The sequence below is a fragment of the Micromonospora sp. NPDC049201 genome (genome assembly GCF_055586805.1).
Window position 1 is genome coordinate 538,609 of record NZ_JBVJHM010000001.1, and the last position, 18,706, is coordinate 557,314.

Here is an 18,706-nt window from a genome sequence, read left to right on the forward strand (position 1 = left end):
ACGCAGACCGTCAGTGAGGAACAAGAATGCGCAAGAGAATGATGACCCTCGCCGTCGCGCTCGCCGCGGCGGGGATCGGCGTCGTGACCGCCGTGCCGCCGAACGCCGCACCGGCCGCCACCGCAAGGACCCTGACCGTCGGGTCGGACCGACCGGCCGACTCGCCGGTGACCTCGCGGATCGCGGTCCACTTCGACCTGACGAAGGGGCAGATGCCGGAGAACGTCGCGATGGGCCCGGACGGCACGGCCTACGTCACGTTCGCGGCCTCCCGACAGGTCGCCGCGGTCACCCCCTCCGGTGGGACGCGGATCCTGGCGACCCTGCCGGCCCCCGCCGACGGGGGCGTCCGCACGCCGGTGCTCTCGTTCGCGCTGACCACGGGCATCGTCCGAACGGCCGACGGCACGCTCTTCTTCCTGTACGCGAGTGGCGACGCCGCCTCGACCGGTCTGTACCGGCTACGCCCGGGCCAGGTCGTCCCGCACCGCATCGCGGCCCTGCCGGGCGACGGACTGCCCAACGGCCTGGCGTTCGACGCGACGGCGAAGCGCTTCTACCTCACCGACTCGGTGCTCGGCACGATCTCGACGGTCGCGCTGGACGGCGGCCGGGTCGAGGTCTGGTCCTCGGCGCCCGAGCTGGCCGCGACGGGTTTCCTCGGCGCCAACGGCATCAAGGTGCGCGCCGGCGCGGTGTGGGCGACCAACCTCGACCAGGGCACGCTCCTGCGCATTCCGGTGCGGCACGGCCGGCCCGGCCCGGTCCGGGTGGTGGCCACCGGTCTGGTCGGCATCGACGACTTCGCGTTCGTCGGTGCCGGTGACCGGCAGGTCGTCGCCGCGTTGAACGGGCCGAACACGGTGGTGGGCATCGACGCGGCCGGCCGGTCACGAACGCTGCTGACCGCCGCCGACGGGCTCCAGAACCCGACCTCGGTGGCCGTGCGGGGTCGTACCGTCGCGGTGCTCAGTGCCGCGTACACCACCGGTGTCGACCCCAACCTGGTGCTGGCCGGCCTGCCGGGCCGCTGACCGGGTCGTACGCCGCGACGCGGTGCGTGCCGCGTTCCCGCGCCGCTGAACACCGGATCGCCCGCCACCGTCGGATGACGGCGACGGGCGATCCGGCGCTCCCGCTCCCGCGCGGATCGAGAGGACGGCGGTTCGGTCCGAGCGCCGGGCGGCGTCGTCCTCCCGGGCACGGGGAAGCGCGGTCGAGGACCCGGCGGGTCCTGTCATCGGGTCGGGTCGTTGGCGGCGGGACGCCACGCCAGCCAGCCGCGGCACAGCACGTAGGCGGTCGCGACGACGGCGACGAGCCCGAGGTCGATGACGGCCGACAGGCGTGCCTCGGGGACGTCCCCGATCAGCGCGCCGAACACCACGAGAGCGGCCTTGCCGACGAGCACGATCTCCCAGACGCCGGCCGCTTGCCGCGGCCTGACCGCGAGCAGGGCGAAGAGCGCGGCGAAGATGCCGAAGCTGGAGACCCGCCAGCCTTCGATGAACAGGCGATCGTCGCTGGCGTCGATGGTCAGCAGCACACCGTTGACGAACGCGACGCCGGTGGCGAGGGAGGCGAGGGCCGCCAGGGCGCGGCCGGCGAGGTCCGCGCGGCGGGTGGGGGCGGAGATGTCGATGCGGTCGACGGTCGCGGCGGTCATGGGAAGCTCCTTCTTCGGAAACGAACGTAAACTTACAGCTGTAAGCTTAGCCGCTCGCCTAACGCATGTAAAGTCAAGGGGTGACCACACCACCAACACGTGCGCGCAACAGACGCGGCGAAGGTGCGCAGCTACGCGACGAGATCGTCGACGCCGCGACGGCGCTGCTGGAGGACGGCGCGCCGCAGAACATGACCCTCCGGGGGGTCGCCCGGCAGGCCGGCATCTCCGCGCCGTCGATCTATCCGCACTTCCCGGACCTGGACTCGATCCTGCTCGCGGTCGCGCAACGCGCGTTCGGCATCCTGGAACAGGAACTCGGCGCACCGGACGACCCGGACCCGGCCGAGCGCCTGCGCGCGATCTGCGCGGCCTACCTCACGTTCGCCGAACGCCGGCCCCAGCAGTACCGCGTGATGTTCGGTGCCGTCTGGAACGCCGGTCAGGCCCTCGACCGGTCCCCGGCCATGGCGGACGAACTCGCCGTTCTCGGCATGGGAGCCTTCGAGGTCTTCCGGCGTACGCTCGCCGACTGCGTCGCGGCGGGCCGGTCGGCCAGCGTGGACCCCTTCGGCGACGCGACGGCGCTCTGGGTGGGTCTGCACGGGTACGCGCAGCTCCGGGTGGCGGCGCCGCTGTTCCCGTGGCCCCCGGAGTTGCGCGACTCCGTCATCGACCGGATGGCACTGCTGCGCTGACGGTACGGCCGGGCGACCCTCAGGTGGCGCCGAGCAGGGTCACCACACCGGCGGCCACCAGGACGCCGGCCCACAGTCGGTCCACGTTGAACCAGGCCCGGCGCAGCACGCCGACGCCGAGCACCTCGTACACCAGGAGCGCGACCGCCAGCGCGACACCGAGCATGGCCCCGGTGTGCACGGCCGCCGCGGCGAGGCCGGTCAGTGCGCCGGCCGGCGCGGCGGCCAGGTGCCCGGCGTGCGGCCCGGCGCCGACCGCCGGCTCGGCGAGCAGCACCGGCAGCAGCATCAGACCCGCGCCGTGCGCCGCCGACATCAGGAACGACCAGGCGGTGAGCTGGGCCGCCGACAGCCGCATCCCGGCCCAGCGGAAGTGCCGGTCGGACAGCAGCCGCCACAGCCCGAACCCGACAAGCAGCACCCCGCCGCCGACCGCGACCGCCGTGCCGGCCGTCACCGAGCGGGTGGCGCTGACCAGCGCGGCGACCACCGCCACCGACGCCAGGTGCCCGGCCGCGATCGGCGGCAGGGCGGCCAGCAGCGCGGCCCGGCGGCGTTCCTGGAGGCCCCGGGCCACCGCGAACAGCCAGCCCATCGCCGGGTTCAGGCCGTGGAACGCGCCGAGGCCGACAAGCGCCGCCCAGGTCGCGCCGGTCACGGGAAGCAGTACGAGTCGGACGAGGCGTCGCCGCCCTGCAACCGGGTCTGGTGCACCCGCCGGCCGCGGAACTCGTCCCCGCGCGGGAAGAAGCGCGGGTCCGGCACGAGGCCACCGTGCTCCTCGTCGACGTCCAGCTTCGCCACCCAGGCGCCCACGCCGTCGGGATAGAACTGGTCGTCCCACGCGCCGTAGAGCGAGTTGCTGACGTAGACGCGGCGGCCGTCGCGGCTGATCTCCACCATCTGCGGCCCGCCGGCGAGGGGCTCGTCGGGGTACGCCGGGTGTGGGGTGCGGGCGACGATGCCACCCAGGCGCACCGAGCCGACCCGCACCGGGTGGAACGGGTCGCTGACGTCGTAGCGGATCAGTTCGCCGGTGCCCCAGCAGGAGACGTGCAGGAACCTGTCGTCCACCGACAGGTCGATGTCGGTGACCAGCGGCGGCACCGCCCCGAACGGTTTGAGCAGCTCGGGCAGGTCCGCCGCGTCGGCCGGCTCGGCCGGGATGTCGATCACCCTGGTCACCGCCCAGGCGTCGCCGTCGCGGTGCCACAGCCAGACCGAGGCGGACAGGTCCTCGACGCTGATCACCACGCCGACGAAGCCGTACGACTTCGTCGGGTCGTGCGCGGGGCGCAGCTCCAGCGCCATCTGGTACGCGTCGCCGAGGTCGACGCGTTGCACGTGCCGACGCCTCGCCAGATCCCAGAAGTGCAGCGCGTGCCCGTAGCGGCGACCGAGCAGCAGCTCGCCGACGATGCCGTCCTCGATCATCGACGGGGTGCCCCACTCGCTGGTGACCAGCACGTCCTGCGTGTAGTGCCACCAGAAGTCGTACGCCAGGAACTGCGGTCCCCGGTCGGCCTCCCACGCGCCGCGTACCTCGAACGTGGTGTGGTCGAGCACCGCGATGCCGCCCGGCCCCTCCTCGCCGTCGGCGCCGCCGAGCGCGGAGACGTAGATGCCGTCCGGCCCGCAGTGCACGGTGTGCGGACGGGAGTACCCGGCGCGCTCGCCCAGCTCCTTCGCCTCGATCACCTTCACCAGCTCGGGCCGGCGCGGGTCCGGTTTGGTGTCCAGCACGTGGATGCGCGACGAGCGCAGGCCGGGCACGATCAGGTAGCGGCGTTCCACGTGCGGGTGCGGCGCGGTCGGGCAGAGCGCGCTGCTGCACGCGTTCCAGCCGAAGTGGTGCAGCTCGTCGCCGGTGTGCGGCAGCTCGGTCCAGCCCACCACCCGGCCGTACGTGTCGGAGTCCGGGTCGGTGTCCAGCACCGCGATCGCGTCCGGCTGCCGCCCGGCGCGGTCGAACGCGGCCACGTACGCCAGCTTCTCGGCCGGCGCGGCGGCGGCCAGCGTGGGGGAGGGGTAGAACGTCGGGTCCGGGGTCCAGCGGGTCATCGGTGCTCCATCATGGTCACGAGGTGGGTACGCCGAGGCGGTCGAGCAGCCGGCGGCGCAGCGTGCCGAGGGCCGGGTCGTCGGGGCTCGGGGCGGGGCCGAGGCCCACCGGGACCTCCTCGGCGATGACGCCTCCGTCGAGCAGCAGGACGCGGTCGGCGAGCAGCAGCGCCTCCTCCACGTCGTGGGTGACCAGCAGTGCGGCGAAGCCGTGCTGGGCGCGCAGCCGGCGCAGCAGCCCCTGCATGCGCAGCCGGGTCAGCGCGTCCAGCGCGCCGAACGGCTCGTCGAGCAGCAGCAGGTCCGGCTCCCGGACCAGCGCGCGCGCCACCGCGACGCGCTGCGCCTGCCCGCCGGACAGCTCGGCCGGCCAGGCCCGGCCCCGGTCGGCGAGCCCGACCTCGGCCAGCGCGCGGCCGACCCGGTCGCCCACACCTGGCCCGGGGAGGCCGAGCGCCACGTTGTCGGCCACCCGCTTCCAGGGCAGCAGCCGGTGCTCCTGGAACACCACCGCGGCGGTGCCGTGCACCGCGTGCTCGCCGCCCGCGTCGTCGTCCAGCCCGGCCAGCACCCGCAGCAGCGTGCTCTTGCCGGAGCCGCTGCCGCCGAGCAGCGCCACCGTCTCCCCGGCGGCGACGGTGAGATCGACCCCGGCCAGCACCACGGCGGGGCCGAAGGACCGGGTCACCGCGCGTGCGGTGAGCACCGGCCCGGTCAGGTCGCGCGCAGTCCGCGTCGCCACGTCAGCGTCCTCCGTTCCGCGTACCGGATGAGCAGGTCCGAGGCCAGGCCCAGCAGCGCGTAGACGAGCAGGCCGAGCACCACCACGTCGGTCTGGCTGAACTCGCGGGCCTCCATCATCAGGAAACCGACGCCGGTCTGGGCGTTGACCTGCTCGCCGACGACCAGGCTCAGCCAGGCCGCGCCGATGGCCAGCCGCAGCCCGAGGAAGAGCGCGGGCAGCGCGCCCGGCAGCACCACGTGCCGCAGCCGGGCCGCCGCGCCGAGTCCGCAGGTGCGGGCCGCCTCGACGAGACGCTCGTCGATGTCGCGGATGCCAGCGTACAGGTTGAAGTAGATCGGGAAGAACGCGCCGAGCGCGACAAGCGTGACCTTCAGCGACTCGCCGATGCCGACCCAGATGATGAGCAACGGGACCAGGCCCAGGTGCGGCAGCATCCGGGCCATCTGCACCGGCGGGTCGACCAGGTCGTCGCCGAGGCGCAGCAGCCCGGCCGCGGCGCCGAGCGCCAGCGCCAGGCCGCCGCCGACGAGCAGGCCGAGCGCGGCGCGGGTGAGCGAGTCGAGCAGGTGCGTGCCGAGCGTGCCGTCGGCGGCCAGCCGCGCGCCGGTGGCCAGCACCGTGCTCGGCGCCGGCAGCTTCTCCGCGGAGAGCAGGCCGGCCCGCGCGGCGGCCTCCCAGGCGACCACCAGCGCGACCGGGCTGACCAGCCGCCACCACCGCCGGCCGGTGCGGGCCCGTGGTCGTCGGGGCGCCGGCGACGGTACGACCGGGGCGGGCGCCTCGGCCAGCGTCGGGCCGGTCACCGGAACGCCTCGGTGAACCTGTCGTCCACCCGGCCGGCGATGTCCACCGGTCCCGGCACCAGCTTCAGCGCCACGAAGCTGTCCGCGATGGCCTGCAACTCGCGGCCGATGTCCGGGGTGACCGGGGCGAGCGGCTTGGCGCTGCGGGCCAGCGCCCGGGTGGTCACGTCCAGCGGGATCTTCAGCTCCGGGGCGAGCACGGCGGCCCGTTCCGCCGGGTGGGCGATGCCCCAGTCGGTGGTCTCGCGGTAGGTGTCCAGGAAGGCCCGGACGTCGTCGGTGCGGTTCTTCACCGCGCCGGGGGCGGCCAGCACGTACTCCCGGTTGCCGGCCAGGCCGGTGGCGTCGGCGAGCACCCGCACGCCGGGCCGCTCGGCCAGCGCGAAGTAGGGGTCCCAGATGATCCACGCGTCGACCTGACCGTTGTCGAACGCGGGTCGTCCCTCGGCCGGCTTGAGGTACTTCACGTTGAGGTCGGCGAGCGTCATCCGGTTCGCCTCCAGCAGCTTCACCAGCAGCCAGTGCACGTTGGAGCCCTTGTTCAGCGCGACCGTCCGCCCGCGCAGGTCGGCGAAGCTCCGGTACGGGCTGTCCGCCCTGACCAGCACCGCCTCGCCCTGCGGGATGGGCTCGGACGTGCCGATCACGGAGAACGGGATCTTCCCGGCGGCGGCGAAGACCGGTGGGGCCTCGCCGACCTGTCCGATGTCGATGGAGCCGGCCTTGAGCGCCTCGGTGAGCGCGGGGCCGCTCTCGAACAGCGACCAGGTGACGTTCTTCGCGGTGCCGCGCGCCTTGACCAGGCTGAGCCCGCCGAAGCGTTGGTAGCCGACCCGCAGCGGTCCACCGTCGCCGTCGCGGGCGTCGGCGGCCTCGCCGCCACAGCCGGTCAGCGTCGCGGCGGCGAGCAGCACGAGCGTGGTGAGCAGCGCGGTCACCCGGCGGCGGGGTCTCGACGGGGTACGCATGACGACTCCTCGGAAGGGGTGGGGCCCGGCACGTCGGCGGGCGTCAGCAACCTACCAACCCGATAGGTTTTATGGGTAGTCTGTCGGCGCGGTCGTCCCACCCCTCAGGAGGCGGCCCGCCCGACCCGCGCCGGAGGCCCCCATGTCGCTCACCTTCCACTGGTTCCTGCCGACGTACGGCGACAGCCGGGACATCGTGGGCGGCGGGCACGGTGTGCCGGTGGGCACCGCCGGGGGCGCCCGCCCGGCCGACGTGGCCTACCTCGGCCAGATCGCCCGCAGCGCCGAACAGCTCGGCTTCGTCGGCGCGCTGACCCCCACCGGCGCCTGGTGCGAGGACGCCTGGCTGACCACCGCCATGCTCAGCCAGGTGACCGAGCGGCTGAGGTTCCTGGTGGCGTTCCGGCCCGGCCTGCTCTCACCCACGCTCGCCGCGCAGATGGCGTCCACCTTCCAGCGGCTCTCCGGCGGCCGGCTGCTGCTCAACGTGGTCACCGGCGGCGAGTCCACCGAACAGCGGGCGTACGGCGACTTCCTCGACAAGGACGCCCGGTACGCGCGTACCGACGAGTTCCTGCACGTGGTGCGCGCGTTGTGGCGCGGCGAGACGGTCGACCACGACGGCGCCCACCTCCGCGTCTCCGGCGCCCGGCTGGGCCGGCTGCCCGACCCGGTGCCGCCGGTCTACTTCGGCGGGTCGTCCGCCGCCGCCGGGCCGGTGGCCGCCCGGCACAGCGACGTCTACCTGACCTGGGGCGAGCCGCCCGCGCAGGTGGCCGACAAGCTGGACCGGATCCGTGGCCTAGCCACCGCCGCCGGCCGCGAGCTGCGCTACGGCATCCGGCTGCACGTGATCAGCCGGGACACCGCCGACGAGGCGTGGGCGCAGGCCCGCCGGCTGCTCGACGGCATCGCCGAGGACGACATCCGGGCCGTGCAGGAGGGGCTGCGGCGCAGCGAGTCCGAGGGGCAGCGGCGGATGCTGGACCTGCACGGCGGCTCCCGCGACCGGCTTGAGATCGCGCCCAACCTGTGGGCCGGGGTGGGGCTGGTCCGGGGCGGCGCAGGCACCGCGCTCGTCGGCAGCCACACCGAGATCGCCGACCGGATCGCTGACTACCACGCGCTCGGCATCGACGAGTTCATCCTCTCCGGCCACCCGCACCTGGAGGAGGCGTACTGGTTCGGCGAGGGCGTGCTGCCGATCCTGCGCCGGCGTGGCCTGTGGCGGCACCCGGCCGGCGAGCCGGCCGTCGAGGCGTCGGTCGGCGTGCCGTTTGCACCCCGGCCGGTGCCGGCCCGGGGCTGAGACGCCACAGTGGTCAGCGCTGGCGCCGGCCGGCCAGGAAGTCGGCGAGCACCCGGGTGTGCGTGGAGAACGCCAGCTCGACCGGCTCGGTGAGCACCAGCCACTCGGTGGCCTCCTCGGTCGGCGCGGACGGCGGCAGGTCGCCGGCCGGCCGCTCGGGCAGCACTCCGAAGACCATCATGGTGCCGCCGGCCGGCGTGCCGTGCACCGCGAACAGCCGCGCCTCGCCGGCCTCGGCGAGCAGCCCGGTCTCCTCGCGCAGCTCCCGCACCAGCGCCTCTTCCCACTCCTCACCGAACTCGATGTAGCCGCCGGGCAGCGCGAGCTGGCCGCGGGCCGGCTCGATGTCGCGGCGGACGACCACCACGCCGAGCCCGTCGGGCGTGCGGACCGGCAGCACCGCCACCGCCACCGGCAGCGGGTTGCGCCACACCGTCTCGCCGCAGGCCGGGCAGACGCGGGGCCACCCGGCGTCCGCCGGGTAGGCCGCGCCGCAGAAGGAACAGTGCGAGTAGGCGGTCACGACGCGCACGTTACCCGGCTTACCGGCCGCCGAGTTGCCCCGTCGGGTGGCGCACCCGGCGCGGAGCCCGGTGCCGGGACCGGGCCGGCCGTCGTCACGCCCGGCCCGCCAACTGCTCGCGCGCCTCCATGAGGGCGAAACCGAGCAGGTTCTCGCCCCGCCACGTCGCCGGGTCGGCGGCGCGCGGATCGGCGGCGGTCAGGCCGATGCCCCAGACGCGGTCCGACGGACTCGCCTCGACCAGCACCCGGTCACCGGTGCCGAGCAGGAACCGCCGCAACGGCTCGTGCTGGCCGAACTTGGCCACGCTGCCGGCCACGACGACGTCCCGGCGGCGGGCCACCCAGACGGCCTCGTCGAAGTCGCGCACCTGCCGGCCGAGCGCCTTGGCCCGGTGCGGGTGGGTGGCGGCGAGCACCCGCTCGGCGGTCGCGTGGTCGTCGAAGAGGGTGGCCTTGTGCCACATCATCCAGTGCTCGGCGGTGGCGAACTCCCGACCGTCCACGGTGAACGCCGCCGGCCACCACTGGCTCAGGCAGCCGGCGCCGACGCTGCCGTCCCGTTGCGGCCGGTGCCCCCAGAAGTGCAGGTATCTCAACGACTGGCCGGCGTCGAGGGCGGCGGTCAGGTCGGCGACGGATCGGATCGGCATGCCCCGCATCCTGCCTGCCCCCACCGACGTTCCGCACGCCGCTTTCCGGCCCGTCGAGCCAAGCGGGTGCCCTTCCTCTACCGAATACGTTAAGAAGGGGCCCCGCCTTACCTCAGGGGTGTAGAAGGCGCCCGGCAGGAACCTGCGGGTGTTGGCCCTCTCGCGCGCCGCCGGGCACCGCTCCGGCGCCGCGCCCGCGAGCGGACGCCGCCGGTGCCGGTGCCCTGACGCGGGACGCCCGTCGCGCCCGGGCGTCCCGCGGGGGGCCGTCAGGCGCCGATCCGGCCGGCGACGGTACGCCGCAGCTCGGGCAGCCGGTCGTGCAACAGGCCGGGACACTGCGTGGAGTTGAAGTCCTTGTGCCCGTAGATCTCGGTGGGCGCGATGCCGTACTGCTGGCAGGTGAACGCGCAGAACCAGACCAGGCTGTCCCAGAGCGCCTGCGGCGGCTGCACGTCGAGGTAGATGCCGTCGTTCTCGATGCCGATGGCCTGGCTGTTCTGCCCGACGCAGTGGGCGCCCTGCACCATGCTCTGCCCGTGCAGCAGCCCGTACAGGCTGCCGTGCCGGCCCTCGGTCAGGTAGCCGCCCCGGCTGTTGGTGAAGTGCTGCCCGGAGTCGAGCCAGCCGTTGCTGTCCATGTGCAGGTTCTGGATGTCGCGGGAGTTCCGGTACGCCTGGGCGAGGCTGTAGTCGGTGGTGTTCGGGAACGCGGTGTGATGAATGATGATCTTGTTGGGTCGGCTCTGCACCACGCTCACCGGCGACGACGGGGGACGGGCGCCCCAGGTCGCGCAGTTGGCGATGGTCGGCTGGTCGACTCCGGTGGCGGCGGCCCGGGCGTCGCGGCCGGCGCCGGCCTGGGTCAGTGCGCCGGCGCCGGCGGCGGCGCCGAGCAGGACCGCGCCGCGCAGCACGGCCCGCCGGGGGAGAGGAACGGACATCGGGGCCTCCTCGTCGGGTTCGGACACGGCGGCGGGGCGGGCCGCAGCGACCCGCCCCGCCGGTGGGGTCAGCAGGTGCCGTTGCAGGCCAGCACGCGGAGCCGGTCCAGCGTGCCGTTCCAGACGTTCTGGTCACCCGGGAACACGCCGGAGGAGGACCACTGCCAGAACGAGTACGTGCCCCAGCCGGCCGGCAGCGTGCCGACGCTGCTGGAGTACCGGGCGATCCACAGCGGGTTGTTGGCCGCGAACTGCGACGTGTTGCCGGTGCAGGTGCTCCACCAGTCGGTGGTGGTGTAGATGGTGGCCCACCGGCCGGTACGGGCGTAGTACTGGTTGACGAACGAGGCGATCCAGCTCCGCATCGACGCCTGGCTCAGCCCGTAGCAGGTGGCGCCGTACGGGTTGTACTCGATGTCGAGCGCGCCGGGCAGCGTCCGACCGTCCCGCGACCAGCCGCCGCCGTGGTCGACGAAGTAGTTCGCCTGGGTCGCGCCGGTGGTGGTGTCCGGGCGGGCGAAGTGGTAGGCCCCGCGGATCATCCCGACGTTGTAGGAGCCGTTGTACTGCTGGGCGAAGTAGGCGTTGGTGTAGTACGTGCCCTCGGTCGCCTTGACGTACGCGAACCGGGCGCCGTTGGCCCAGGCGCCGGACCAGTTCACGTTGCCCTGGTAGCTGGAGACGTCCATGCCGGGCAGTCCGGCCGGGGCGGCCTGGGCGGGCGCGGCGCCGGCCAGGGCCGCGGCGGCGGCGGTGACGGTGGCGAGCAGGGCGGCGCCGGCCGCGCGCAGCGCCGATCGCAGGTGACGGTGCATTTTTCCTCCCTGGGGGTTGCCGCCTCACGGCGGCGGGAGTACCGAAAGGAACTGTCAACATTAGGTCATAGGGTGGAGAAACTTTTCAAGAGACGCATCGAAGATTTTCTTTGAATTCGGGTCAGTCGAGGCTGCCGAGGGCCTCGGCGGCGGCGCGCTCGCCGGCGGTCACCGCGCCCTCCAGGTAGCCGCTCCACCGGGTCGCGGTCTCCGTCCCGGCCCAGTGCACCCGGCCCACCGGCGCGCGCAGCTCCGGGCCGTAGTCACACCAGGAGCCGGGCGACACCATGCCGCAGAAGCAGCCCCGGGTCCACGGGTCGGCCGACCAGTCGTACTCGACGAGGTCCACCGGGTCGGCGGCGGCCGGGCCGAACAGCGTGGCCAGCGCGTCCCGCAACGCGGCCCGGCGCGCCCCGTCCGACAGCCGGCGCAGCGCCCGCGCCTGCGCGCCGTAGCTGAACGCGGTGAGCACGCCGCCCGGCGAGCCGGGCAGCGAGTTGTCCACCGTCTCGGTGAGTGGCCCGGTGTCCGTGGTGGCCACCCCGGAGCGGCCGTCGGCCCGCCAGAACGGCTCCGGATAGCGCGCGTGCACCTTGACCGCCGCGCCCATCGGCATCCGCTGGGTCAGCCCGTCGCGCAGCGCCGGCAGCGGCGGGTCGTACCGGATCCGGCCGGCCAGCGCCGGGGCCACCGCGACCACCACCGCGTCGCCGTGGTACCCCTGACCGCCGGCGAGGACCCGGACGCCGGTGGCGTCCTGAATGATCGCGTCCACCGGCGTGTCGAGGCGTAGCCGACCCGGCGGCAGCGCGTCGGCCATCCGCTGCGCCAGCGCCGCCGGCCCGCCGACCATCCGGTCCTGCTGGGCGCCGCCGGCCATGCCGAGCAGCGATCCGACGCCGCCGCCGCTGCGCAGGTAGAACAGCATCTGCAACAGCGACACCTCGGCCGGCGAGGCGGCCAGCAGGCCACCGGCCAGCAGCCGGCCGGCGTACCGGGCGGTGACCGGGTCGGGCGCGGTGGCGGCGAGCCACCCGCCGAGCGTGGTCCGGTCCCACTCCGCCGCCCCGGCGGCCCGCCACGGCGCGACCGGGTCGACCCCGGCCGCCAGCGCGTCCAGCGTGTCGAGCAGCCCGGCCAGCCCGGCCGGCGGCCCGGCCACCGGCGCGCCGTCGAGCACCAGCGTCGGCGCGCCCCGGGCCGGCGAGGGGAACGTCTCCAGGCCGTACGCGGCGACCAGCGCGTACATCCGGTCCTGGGTGGGGCCGATCCACTGCGCGCCGAGATCGAGCCAGCCACCGCCGGGCAGCGGTCGGCTCAGCGTCCGGCCGCCCACCCGGTCCCGGGCCTCCAGCAGCAGCGACCGCGCGCCGGCCGCCTCGACCGCGAGCGCGCAGGCCAACCCGGAGAACCCCGCCCCCACCACGATCACCCGGCCGTCGCCCACGGCCGGGCATACCCGGATCCCGGCGGGAATCCCGCCCGCCCGGCGTGTCGAGACCGGCGTCCGCCGTTCGTGTGAAGGGTGGAGGGGCGGCAGGGGGTCGCCCGAGGTGCCGAGGAGGAACCCGTGAAGCAGTACCTGATCAGCATGTACCAGCCGGCCGGCGCGCAGCGGCCGGACCCGGCGTTCCTGGCCGGGGTGATGCGCGAGGTGGAGGCCATCGGCCGGGAGCTGCGGGAGGCCGACTGCTGGGTGTTCGGCGACGGCCTGCACGCGCCGGAGACCGCGACCGTGCTGCGGGCGGCCGGCGACGACGTGCTGGTCACCGACGGGCCGTTCGTCGAGGGCAAGGAGTACCTGGGCGGCGTCACCATCATCCGTGCCCCCGACCTGGACGCGGCGCTGGACTGGGGCCGCCGCTACGCCCGCGCCACCACGCTGCCGATCGAGGTCCGGCCGTTCCAGGGCGAGGGATGACCGCTGTCGAACGCGTCTTCCGGGCCGAGTACGGCCGCGTGGTGGCCATCCTGGTCCGCCTGCTCGGCGACATCGACCTCGCCGAGGAGGCGGTCCAGGAGGCGTTCGCCGTCGCGGTGCGCCGCTGGGCCGTCGACGGGCCGCCGTCGAGTCCGGCCGGCTGGATCGTCACCACCGCCCGCAACCGGGCGATCGACCGGCTGCGTCGCGAGTCCACCCGCGCCGCCCGGCACGCCCAGGCCGCCCTGCTGTACGCCGCCGACCCGCGCGCCGAGGAGGGGCCCGTGACCGACGACCGGCTGCGTCTGATCTTCACCTGCTGCCACCCGGCGCTCGGCCCGGCCGCCCGGGTGGCGTTGACGTTGCGCCTGCTCGGCGGCCTGAGCACCGCCGAGATCGCGCGGGCCTTCCTGGTGCCGGAGTCGACCATGGCGGGTCGCCTCGTCCGGGCCAAGGCCAAGATCCGGGACGCCGGGATCCCGTACCGGGTGCCCCGCGACGTCGACCTGCCGGACCGGCTGCGCGCGGTGCTGGCCGTGGTCTACCTGATCTTCAACGAGGGGCACACGGCCAGCGCGGGGGAGCGCCTGGGCCGTGTCGAGCTGGGCGCCGAGGCGATCCGGCTGGGCCGACTGCTGGTGACCCTGATGCCGGACGAGCCGGAGGCGCTCGGACTGCTCGCGTTGATGCTGCTCACCGAGGCGCGGCGGGCCGCCCGGACCGGCCCGGACGGGGTGCCGGTGACGCTGCCGGAACAGGACCGCAGCCGCTGGGACCGGACGCTTGTCGTCGAGGGTCAGGACCTGGTGCGCCGCTGCCTGCGGCGGAACCGGCCCGGCCCGTACCAGATCCAGGCCGCGATCAACGCGGTGCACGCGGACGCGGCCACCGCCGCCGCCACCGACTGGGATCAGATCCTCGCGCTCTACGACCGGCTGGCGGCCTGCGCGCCGGGGCCGGTGGTGGCGCTCAACCGGGCGGTCGCGCTGGCCGAGGTACGCGGACCGGCCGTCGCCCTGGCCGAGGTGGACCGGCTCGACCTGGTCCGGTACCACGTGTGGCACGTGGTCCGGGCCGACCTGCTGCGCCGCCTCGACCGGCCGGCCGAGGCGCGGGCCGCGTACGACGCGGCGATCGCCGGCACCGGCAACGAGGCGGAGCGGGCGTTCCTGCGCCGCCGCCGGGACCGGCTGGCCGGCTAGCCGGCCAGCGCGACGATCGGCCTCGACCGGCTGGCGGTGCTACTCGTCGCGGAGCCGGCGCAGGATCCGGGTCAGCTCCGCCCGGTCGCCCGGGTCGAGCGCGGCGAAGAACCGTTCCGCCTCGGTGGCCCGGGCCGCCCGGATGGCGGCGCCGACCCGTTCGCCCTCGGCGGTGGGCGCGACGAGCGTGGCCCGCCGGTCGCCCGGGTCGGGGCGCCGCTCGACCAGGCCGCGCTCCTGGAGGCCGTCGACCACCTCGGTGGCCGAGCGGGGCGCGATGTGCAACTGCTCGGCGAGCGCGCCGGGGCGCAACGCGCCGTGCCGCAGCAGGACGCCGAGTGCCCGCGCCTGTCCCGGGCTGACCTCCCACGGCTCCAGCGCGCGCTTGGTCTGGTGACGCAGCCGTCGGGCCACCGCCCAGAACGTCTCGGCCGGGCTCTCCTCGTCGCTGCCGCTCACCCGGAATACGGTAGCAGCCGATCCTGTTGTTACCTCATGATGAGGTAACCTCAGCATTACCCCCGACGAAGGAGCACCCCCTTGGATCGCATCCCCGACGGCCGCGGAGCCGGCCGAACCGTGTCCCCCACCGAGAAGGCCCAGGCCCGCGACGTGTCGCTACGCCGCATCGGCGGCCTCTTCACCGCCCACCGCGGCCCGCTCGCCGCCGTGGTGGCGATCATCGTGGCGTCGTCGATCATCGCGATGGCCTCGCCGTTCCTGCTGCGTACCGTGATCGACCGGGCCCTGCCCGACCGCGACCTGACGCTGCTGGCCTGGCTGGTCGCGGCCATGATCGCGGTGGCCGCCGTCACCGCCGTGCTCGGCGTCGTCCAGACCTGGATCTCCACCCGCGTCGGCCAGGAGGTCATGCACCGGCTGCGCACCGACGTCTTCGCCCACCTCCAGCGGCAGTCGATCGGCTTCTTCGTGCGCACCCGCACCGGCGAGGTGCAGTCACGCATCACCAACGACATCGGCGGCATGCAGTCGGTGGTCACCTCCACCGCCACCTCCATCGCCGCCAACCTCACCACGGTCGTCGCCACCACCGTCGCCATGGTGGCGCTGAGCTGGCGACTCACGCTCGTCTCGGTGATCGTGCTGCCGCCCGCGCTCTGGCTCACCCGCCGCGTCGCCCGGCTGCGCCGGGAGATCACCGCCCGGCGCCAGCGCGAGCTGGCCGACCTCACCGTCACCATCGAGGAAGGGCTCTCGGTCAGCGGCGTCCGGCTGGCCAAGACGCTCGGCACCGGCGCGGCGCTTGTCGACCGGTTCACCGCCTCCTCGGCCCGCCTGGTCGACCTGGAGCTGCGCTCCGAACTGGCCGGCCGCTGGCGGATGGCCGCCATGACGGTGGTCTTCGCCGCCATCCCCGCCGTGATCTACCTCGGCGCCGGCCTGCCCGGCACCGCCGGCACGCTCACCATCGGCACGCTCGTCGCGTTCACCGCGTTGCAGGGCAACCTGTTCCGTCCGCTGATGGGCCTGCTCAACGTCGGCGTCACGCTGACCGCCTCGCTCGCGTTGTTCGCCCGCATCTTCGAGTACCTCGACCTGCCGGTCGAGGTCGCCGAGCCGGCCCGCCCGACGCCGCTGGACCCGGCCACGGTCCGCGGCCACCTGCGCGTCGAGGACGTCACGTTCAGCTACCCGGGCAGCGACACCGCCGCGCTGGCCGGCGTCACCCTGGACGTGCCGGCCGGCACCAGCCTGGCCCTGGTCGGCGAGACCGGCTCCGGCAAGAGCACCCTCGCCGCCCTGATCAGCCGCCTGCACGACCCGGACGCCGGCCGGATCACCATCGACGGCGTCGACCTGCGCGACCTGCGCCTGGCCGACCTGGCCGCCGTCGTGGGCGTGGTCAGCCAGGAGACGTACCTGCTGCACGCCACCGTGCGCGACAACCTGCGGTACGCCCGGCCGGACGCCACCGACGCCGAGATCGAGGCCGCCGCCCGCGCCGCCCGGATCCACGACCTGATCGCCGCGCTGCCCGACGGGTACGACACCATGGTCGGCTCCCGTGGCCACCGCTTCTCCGGCGGCGAGCAGCAGCGCCTGGCCATCGCCCGGACGCTGCTGCGCGACCCGCGGATCCTGGTGCTCGACGAGGCGACGAGCGCGCTGGACACCGAGACCGAGCGCGCGGTGCAGCGGGCCCTGGACGAGCTGGCCCGGGGCCGGACCGTGGTGACCATCGCGCACCGCCTCTCCACCGTGCGCGACGCCGACCGGATCGCCGTGCTCGACCACGGCCGCATCGTCGAGTCCGGCACCCACACCACCCTGCTCGACCACCAGGGCCGCTACGCCACCCTGGTCGGCTGACCCCACTCCCCGCCCCCGCCCCCGTCCCCGCCCCTGACCCTCGCTGATCTTGCAGTTGCTGCCCTCCCACATCAGGTCAAGTCCGACTTTCCCCGGGCCGCAAGTGCAAGATCGCTGGAGGTGAGGTCGGGGGGTGAGGTCAGGGGTGGGTTTTTGGGGCGGGGGGGTGGGGTGGGGTGGGTGGGGGCAGCAGGGGGTTCAGCGGCATGAACATCTCCGCCGGGGCGTCCGGCCGCGGGCCGCGTCGGGGCGGCGCGGGTCGGGCCGCGGCGAGCCCTGTGCTGCCGGGGGGTCGCTCCGGCTCCGTCGCGTCGGGTGGGGGCGGGTCGCGCCGGTGGCGTTCCTCGGCGTACTCGGCGCGTCGGCGGGCCAGGTCGCGTTCGCACTCCAGCGCGATGCGCTGCTCCCAGTACGGCTGGAGCAGTCGGCGGACCCGTTCGTCCAGGTGCACCGTCACGTCGGGTTCGCAGGTGAACGTCACGTCGCCCCGCGCGTACGCCCAGGGTGGTGGATCGTGCTCGGCGAGCGCCGCGGTCAGCGCGGCGAGCAGGTCGCGCGGACGGTGCGGCGGCACCTCCGCCGCGCAGCGGACCGCCAGCCGGTGCAGTCGCTGCGCCGCCTGCGGCTGAAAACAGTCGACGTACCAGCCGAACAGTTCCGGCCGGGCGGTCTCCGACGACCAGGTGTAGGTGGCCCGGACGCCGAACACGTAGACCTGGCCCTGGGCCGGCACCACCAACTGCTCCGGTTGCCGCCGGTCGACGGTGGTCACCGGCGTCGCCGGCTCCTCGGTCCACCACAGGCGCCGCAGCGCGGGCTGCGCGCCGGCCCAGAACCGCCGGGCGTGCCGGCGCGCCGCGTCACCGAGCGCCCGGGCCCGGCCGGCCCAGCGTCGCCGCCGGCCGTCGACAGGTGCGCCGGGCCCCGGTCGTCGGCCGGTGGGGCCGGGATCCGGTGGCATCGCCGTCATCGCACCCCTCTCCGCCGGACGGCAGCCGGCCGCCCGGCCGTCGTGGGCGGCGGGTCGGTCGGGTGAGGGGTGTCCCGGAGTCAACCTAACAACCGGGTACGCCCGGAGCGGGCAGCCGCGCGGACGGTCCGTCGCTCGTGTTCGTCCGATCGGACGACGTGTCGGGTAGTCCGATCGACGGGACTTGCCGCCAAGTCTGTTAACGTGCTCAGTGCGGTCGGTCCCGTCAACGGGACCTACCGTCCAGACCGGACGCTGATCTCAGGGTGATGTCTTGATTCCGCTACGTCGCGATTCGTAGCGTGGGGCTTCCGCAAACCCCTCGGGTGGTGGGGCGCCACCGATGGCCGCGGTCATTCCCGTGGGGGGCGAATGCTGATCGCCGGAGCCGTGCCGGTCACGACCGTCGCGGCGCAGTTGCATGCCGACAAGCCGACGTCCGCCGGGCGGGCGCGGGGAGGGACTGAACGCATGGGCGTGGAAGCTCGCCGGGCCGCCGGACGGACCATCGAATTCCTCAGGTCGCTCGCGGAGCGGCAGTACGACCGGGTGTGGACCCCGGACTTCCTCACCCTCACGCCCGACGTGCAGGGTTTCGTGGTGTACCACCACGGTGGGCTGGTCCTGGTCTACGGCGCGGTGGTCCAGGGCGACCCGACCCGCTGGTTCTTCCAGATGGCGTGCGCGCCCGGCGCGGACGTCGCCGACATCTCCGGCGCTATGACCTGGGCGAACATCCGCAACCGGCTGGCCGACACCGGGCGCTACTACTGCGTGGTGAAGGCCGACCAGAGCGCCTGCCACGTGGTGTTCACGCTGGACGTGTGGAGTCCGCTGCTGGAGGACGTGACAGCGCCCGAGGCGCAGGCCGTACGCGACCTGCTCGACGGCGCGCTCGCGGTGAGCGTCCACAACGCCGCGGCCGACTTCCGGGACCTGTCCGCGTACCTCCCGGCGGCCCGGCCGCTCAACCCGACCGAGGTCGACGCGTGGACCCTGTTCGCCTGCACGCAGGACTGACCGGATGATCCCAGGGCCCGGGGCCGCAGGCTCGCCACCGTCAGCCGGCGGATCCGGGCCCGCCGGCTGGCGGCCTAG

20 protein-coding genes are annotated in these 18,706 nt (G+C 74.4%); 7 read left to right on the forward strand and 13 right to left on the reverse strand.

What is annotated here, in order from left to right; all coding sequences use genetic code 11:
* Positions 1–26: 26 nt before the first annotated feature.
* A complete protein-coding gene (locus ACZ6O5_RS02105) occupies positions 27–1,034 on the forward strand; it encodes an NHL repeat-containing protein (RefSeq protein WP_465974059.1) in 1,008 nt (335 codons plus the stop codon).
* A gap of 203 nt (positions 1,035–1,237) precedes the next feature.
* Here ACZ6O5_RS02105 and ACZ6O5_RS02110 read toward each other — a convergent pair whose 3' ends face one another.
* On the reverse strand, positions 1,238–1,666 hold the full coding sequence (locus tag ACZ6O5_RS02110) for a hypothetical protein (RefSeq protein ID WP_465974060.1): 429 nt from the start codon (positions 1,664–1,666) through the stop codon (positions 1,238–1,240).
* Positions 1,667–1,746: 80 nt separating this feature from the next.
* Here ACZ6O5_RS02110 and ACZ6O5_RS02115 point away from each other — a divergent pair, with 80 nt between their 5' ends.
* Positions 1,747–2,364, forward strand: coding sequence for a TetR/AcrR family transcriptional regulator (locus tag ACZ6O5_RS02115; protein ID WP_465974061.1), 618 nt, complete (start codon positions 1,747–1,749; stop codon positions 2,362–2,364).
* 19 nt (positions 2,365–2,383) lie between these two features.
* Here ACZ6O5_RS02115 and ACZ6O5_RS02120 read toward each other — a convergent pair whose 3' ends face one another.
* The 5 genes from ACZ6O5_RS02120 to ACZ6O5_RS02140 are packed head-to-tail and all read right to left on the reverse strand — an operon-like array spanning position 2,384 to position 6,941.
* A complete protein-coding gene (locus tag ACZ6O5_RS02120) occupies positions 2,384–3,022 on the reverse strand; it encodes a hypothetical protein (RefSeq protein WP_107159691.1) in 639 nt (212 codons plus the stop codon).
* Entirely contained in the window at positions 3,019–4,425 is a 1,407-nt protein-coding gene (locus ACZ6O5_RS02125; RefSeq protein WP_465974062.1) for a selenium-binding protein SBP56-related protein, read from the reverse strand. Before ACZ6O5_RS02125 ends, ACZ6O5_RS02120 begins: the two co-directional genes overlap by 4 nt.
* Positions 4,426–4,441: 16 nt before the next feature.
* Complete coding sequence (locus ACZ6O5_RS02130) at positions 4,442–5,167, reverse strand: ABC transporter ATP-binding protein (RefSeq protein ID WP_465974063.1); 726 nt, start codon at positions 5,165–5,167, stop codon at positions 4,442–4,444.
* Positions 5,140–5,973, reverse strand: coding sequence for an ABC transporter permease (locus ACZ6O5_RS02135; protein WP_465974064.1), 834 nt, complete (start codon positions 5,971–5,973; stop codon positions 5,140–5,142). Before ACZ6O5_RS02135 ends, ACZ6O5_RS02130 begins: the two co-directional genes overlap by 28 nt.
* Positions 5,970–6,941 carry an aliphatic sulfonate ABC transporter substrate-binding protein gene (locus tag ACZ6O5_RS02140; RefSeq protein ID WP_465974065.1) on the reverse strand — a complete coding sequence of 324 codons (972 nt, stop codon included), beginning with the start codon at positions 6,939–6,941 and terminating at the stop codon, positions 5,970–5,972. Before ACZ6O5_RS02140 ends, ACZ6O5_RS02135 begins: the two co-directional genes overlap by 4 nt.
* A gap of 142 nt (positions 6,942–7,083) precedes the next feature.
* Between ACZ6O5_RS02140 and ACZ6O5_RS02145 the strand changes: the two genes are divergently transcribed.
* A complete protein-coding gene (locus ACZ6O5_RS02145; RefSeq protein WP_465974066.1) occupies positions 7,084–8,250 on the forward strand; it encodes an LLM class flavin-dependent oxidoreductase in 1,167 nt (388 codons plus the stop codon).
* Between the two features lie 13 nt (positions 8,251–8,263).
* Here ACZ6O5_RS02145 and ACZ6O5_RS02150 read toward each other — a convergent pair whose 3' ends face one another.
* The 5 genes from ACZ6O5_RS02150 to ACZ6O5_RS02170 all read right to left on the reverse strand — a co-directional run bounded on the left by ACZ6O5_RS02150 (position 8,264) and on the right by ACZ6O5_RS02170 (position 12,631).
* Positions 8,264–8,773 (reverse strand): NUDIX domain-containing protein, encoded by a 510-nt coding sequence (locus tag ACZ6O5_RS02150; RefSeq protein ID WP_465974067.1) that lies wholly within the window; start codon positions 8,771–8,773, stop codon positions 8,264–8,266.
* A gap of 94 nt (positions 8,774–8,867) precedes the next feature.
* Positions 8,868–9,425 carry an NADAR family protein gene (locus ACZ6O5_RS02155; protein WP_465974068.1) on the reverse strand — a complete coding sequence of 186 codons (558 nt, stop codon included), beginning with the start codon at positions 9,423–9,425 and terminating at the stop codon, positions 8,868–8,870.
* A gap of 269 nt (positions 9,426–9,694) precedes the next feature.
* Positions 9,695–10,369: a peptidoglycan recognition protein family protein gene (locus ACZ6O5_RS02160; protein ID WP_465974069.1), complete on the reverse strand. Its 675-nt coding sequence runs from the start codon at positions 10,367–10,369 to the stop codon at positions 9,695–9,697.
* 68 nt (positions 10,370–10,437) lie between these two features.
* Complete coding sequence (locus tag ACZ6O5_RS02165) at positions 10,438–11,184, reverse strand: lysozyme (protein WP_281941912.1); 747 nt, start codon at positions 11,182–11,184, stop codon at positions 10,438–10,440.
* A 121-nt stretch (positions 11,185–11,305) separates the two neighbouring features.
* Complete coding sequence (locus ACZ6O5_RS02170) at positions 11,306–12,631, reverse strand: flavin monoamine oxidase family protein (RefSeq protein ID WP_465974070.1); 1,326 nt, start codon at positions 12,629–12,631, stop codon at positions 11,306–11,308.
* 123 nt (positions 12,632–12,754) lie between these two features.
* Between ACZ6O5_RS02170 and ACZ6O5_RS02175 the strand changes: the two genes are divergently transcribed.
* Positions 12,755–13,105, forward strand: coding sequence for a YciI family protein (locus tag ACZ6O5_RS02175; protein ID WP_405089757.1), 351 nt, complete (start codon positions 12,755–12,757; stop codon positions 13,103–13,105).
* On the forward strand, positions 13,102–14,307 hold the full coding sequence (locus ACZ6O5_RS02180) for an RNA polymerase sigma factor (RefSeq protein ID WP_465974071.1): 1,206 nt from the start codon (positions 13,102–13,104) through the stop codon (positions 14,305–14,307). The genes ACZ6O5_RS02175 and ACZ6O5_RS02180 overlap by 4 nt, the downstream gene beginning before the upstream one ends.
* A gap of 39 nt (positions 14,308–14,346) precedes the next feature.
* Here the strand turns inward: ACZ6O5_RS02180 and ACZ6O5_RS02185 are convergent, their stop codons facing one another.
* Complete coding sequence (locus tag ACZ6O5_RS02185) at positions 14,347–14,766, reverse strand: MarR family winged helix-turn-helix transcriptional regulator (RefSeq protein ID WP_465974072.1); 420 nt, start codon at positions 14,764–14,766, stop codon at positions 14,347–14,349.
* A 120-nt stretch (positions 14,767–14,886) separates the two neighbouring features.
* On the opposite strand from ACZ6O5_RS02185, the gene ACZ6O5_RS02190 reads away from it, so the two are divergent.
* Entirely contained in the window at positions 14,887–16,638 is a 1,752-nt protein-coding gene (locus tag ACZ6O5_RS02190) for an ABC transporter ATP-binding protein (RefSeq protein WP_465974073.1), read from the forward strand.
* Between the two features lie 139 nt (positions 16,639–16,777).
* Here the strand turns inward: ACZ6O5_RS02190 and ACZ6O5_RS02195 are convergent, their stop codons facing one another.
* Entirely contained in the window at positions 16,778–17,599 is an 822-nt protein-coding gene (locus ACZ6O5_RS02195) for a hypothetical protein (RefSeq protein ID WP_465974074.1), read from the reverse strand.
* 480 nt (positions 17,600–18,079) lie between these two features.
* Between ACZ6O5_RS02195 and ACZ6O5_RS02200 the strand changes: the two genes are divergently transcribed.
* Positions 18,080–18,628 carry a hypothetical protein gene (locus ACZ6O5_RS02200; protein ID WP_465974075.1) on the forward strand — a complete coding sequence of 183 codons (549 nt, stop codon included), beginning with the start codon at positions 18,080–18,082 and terminating at the stop codon, positions 18,626–18,628.
* Positions 18,629–18,706 lie beyond the last annotated feature (78 nt).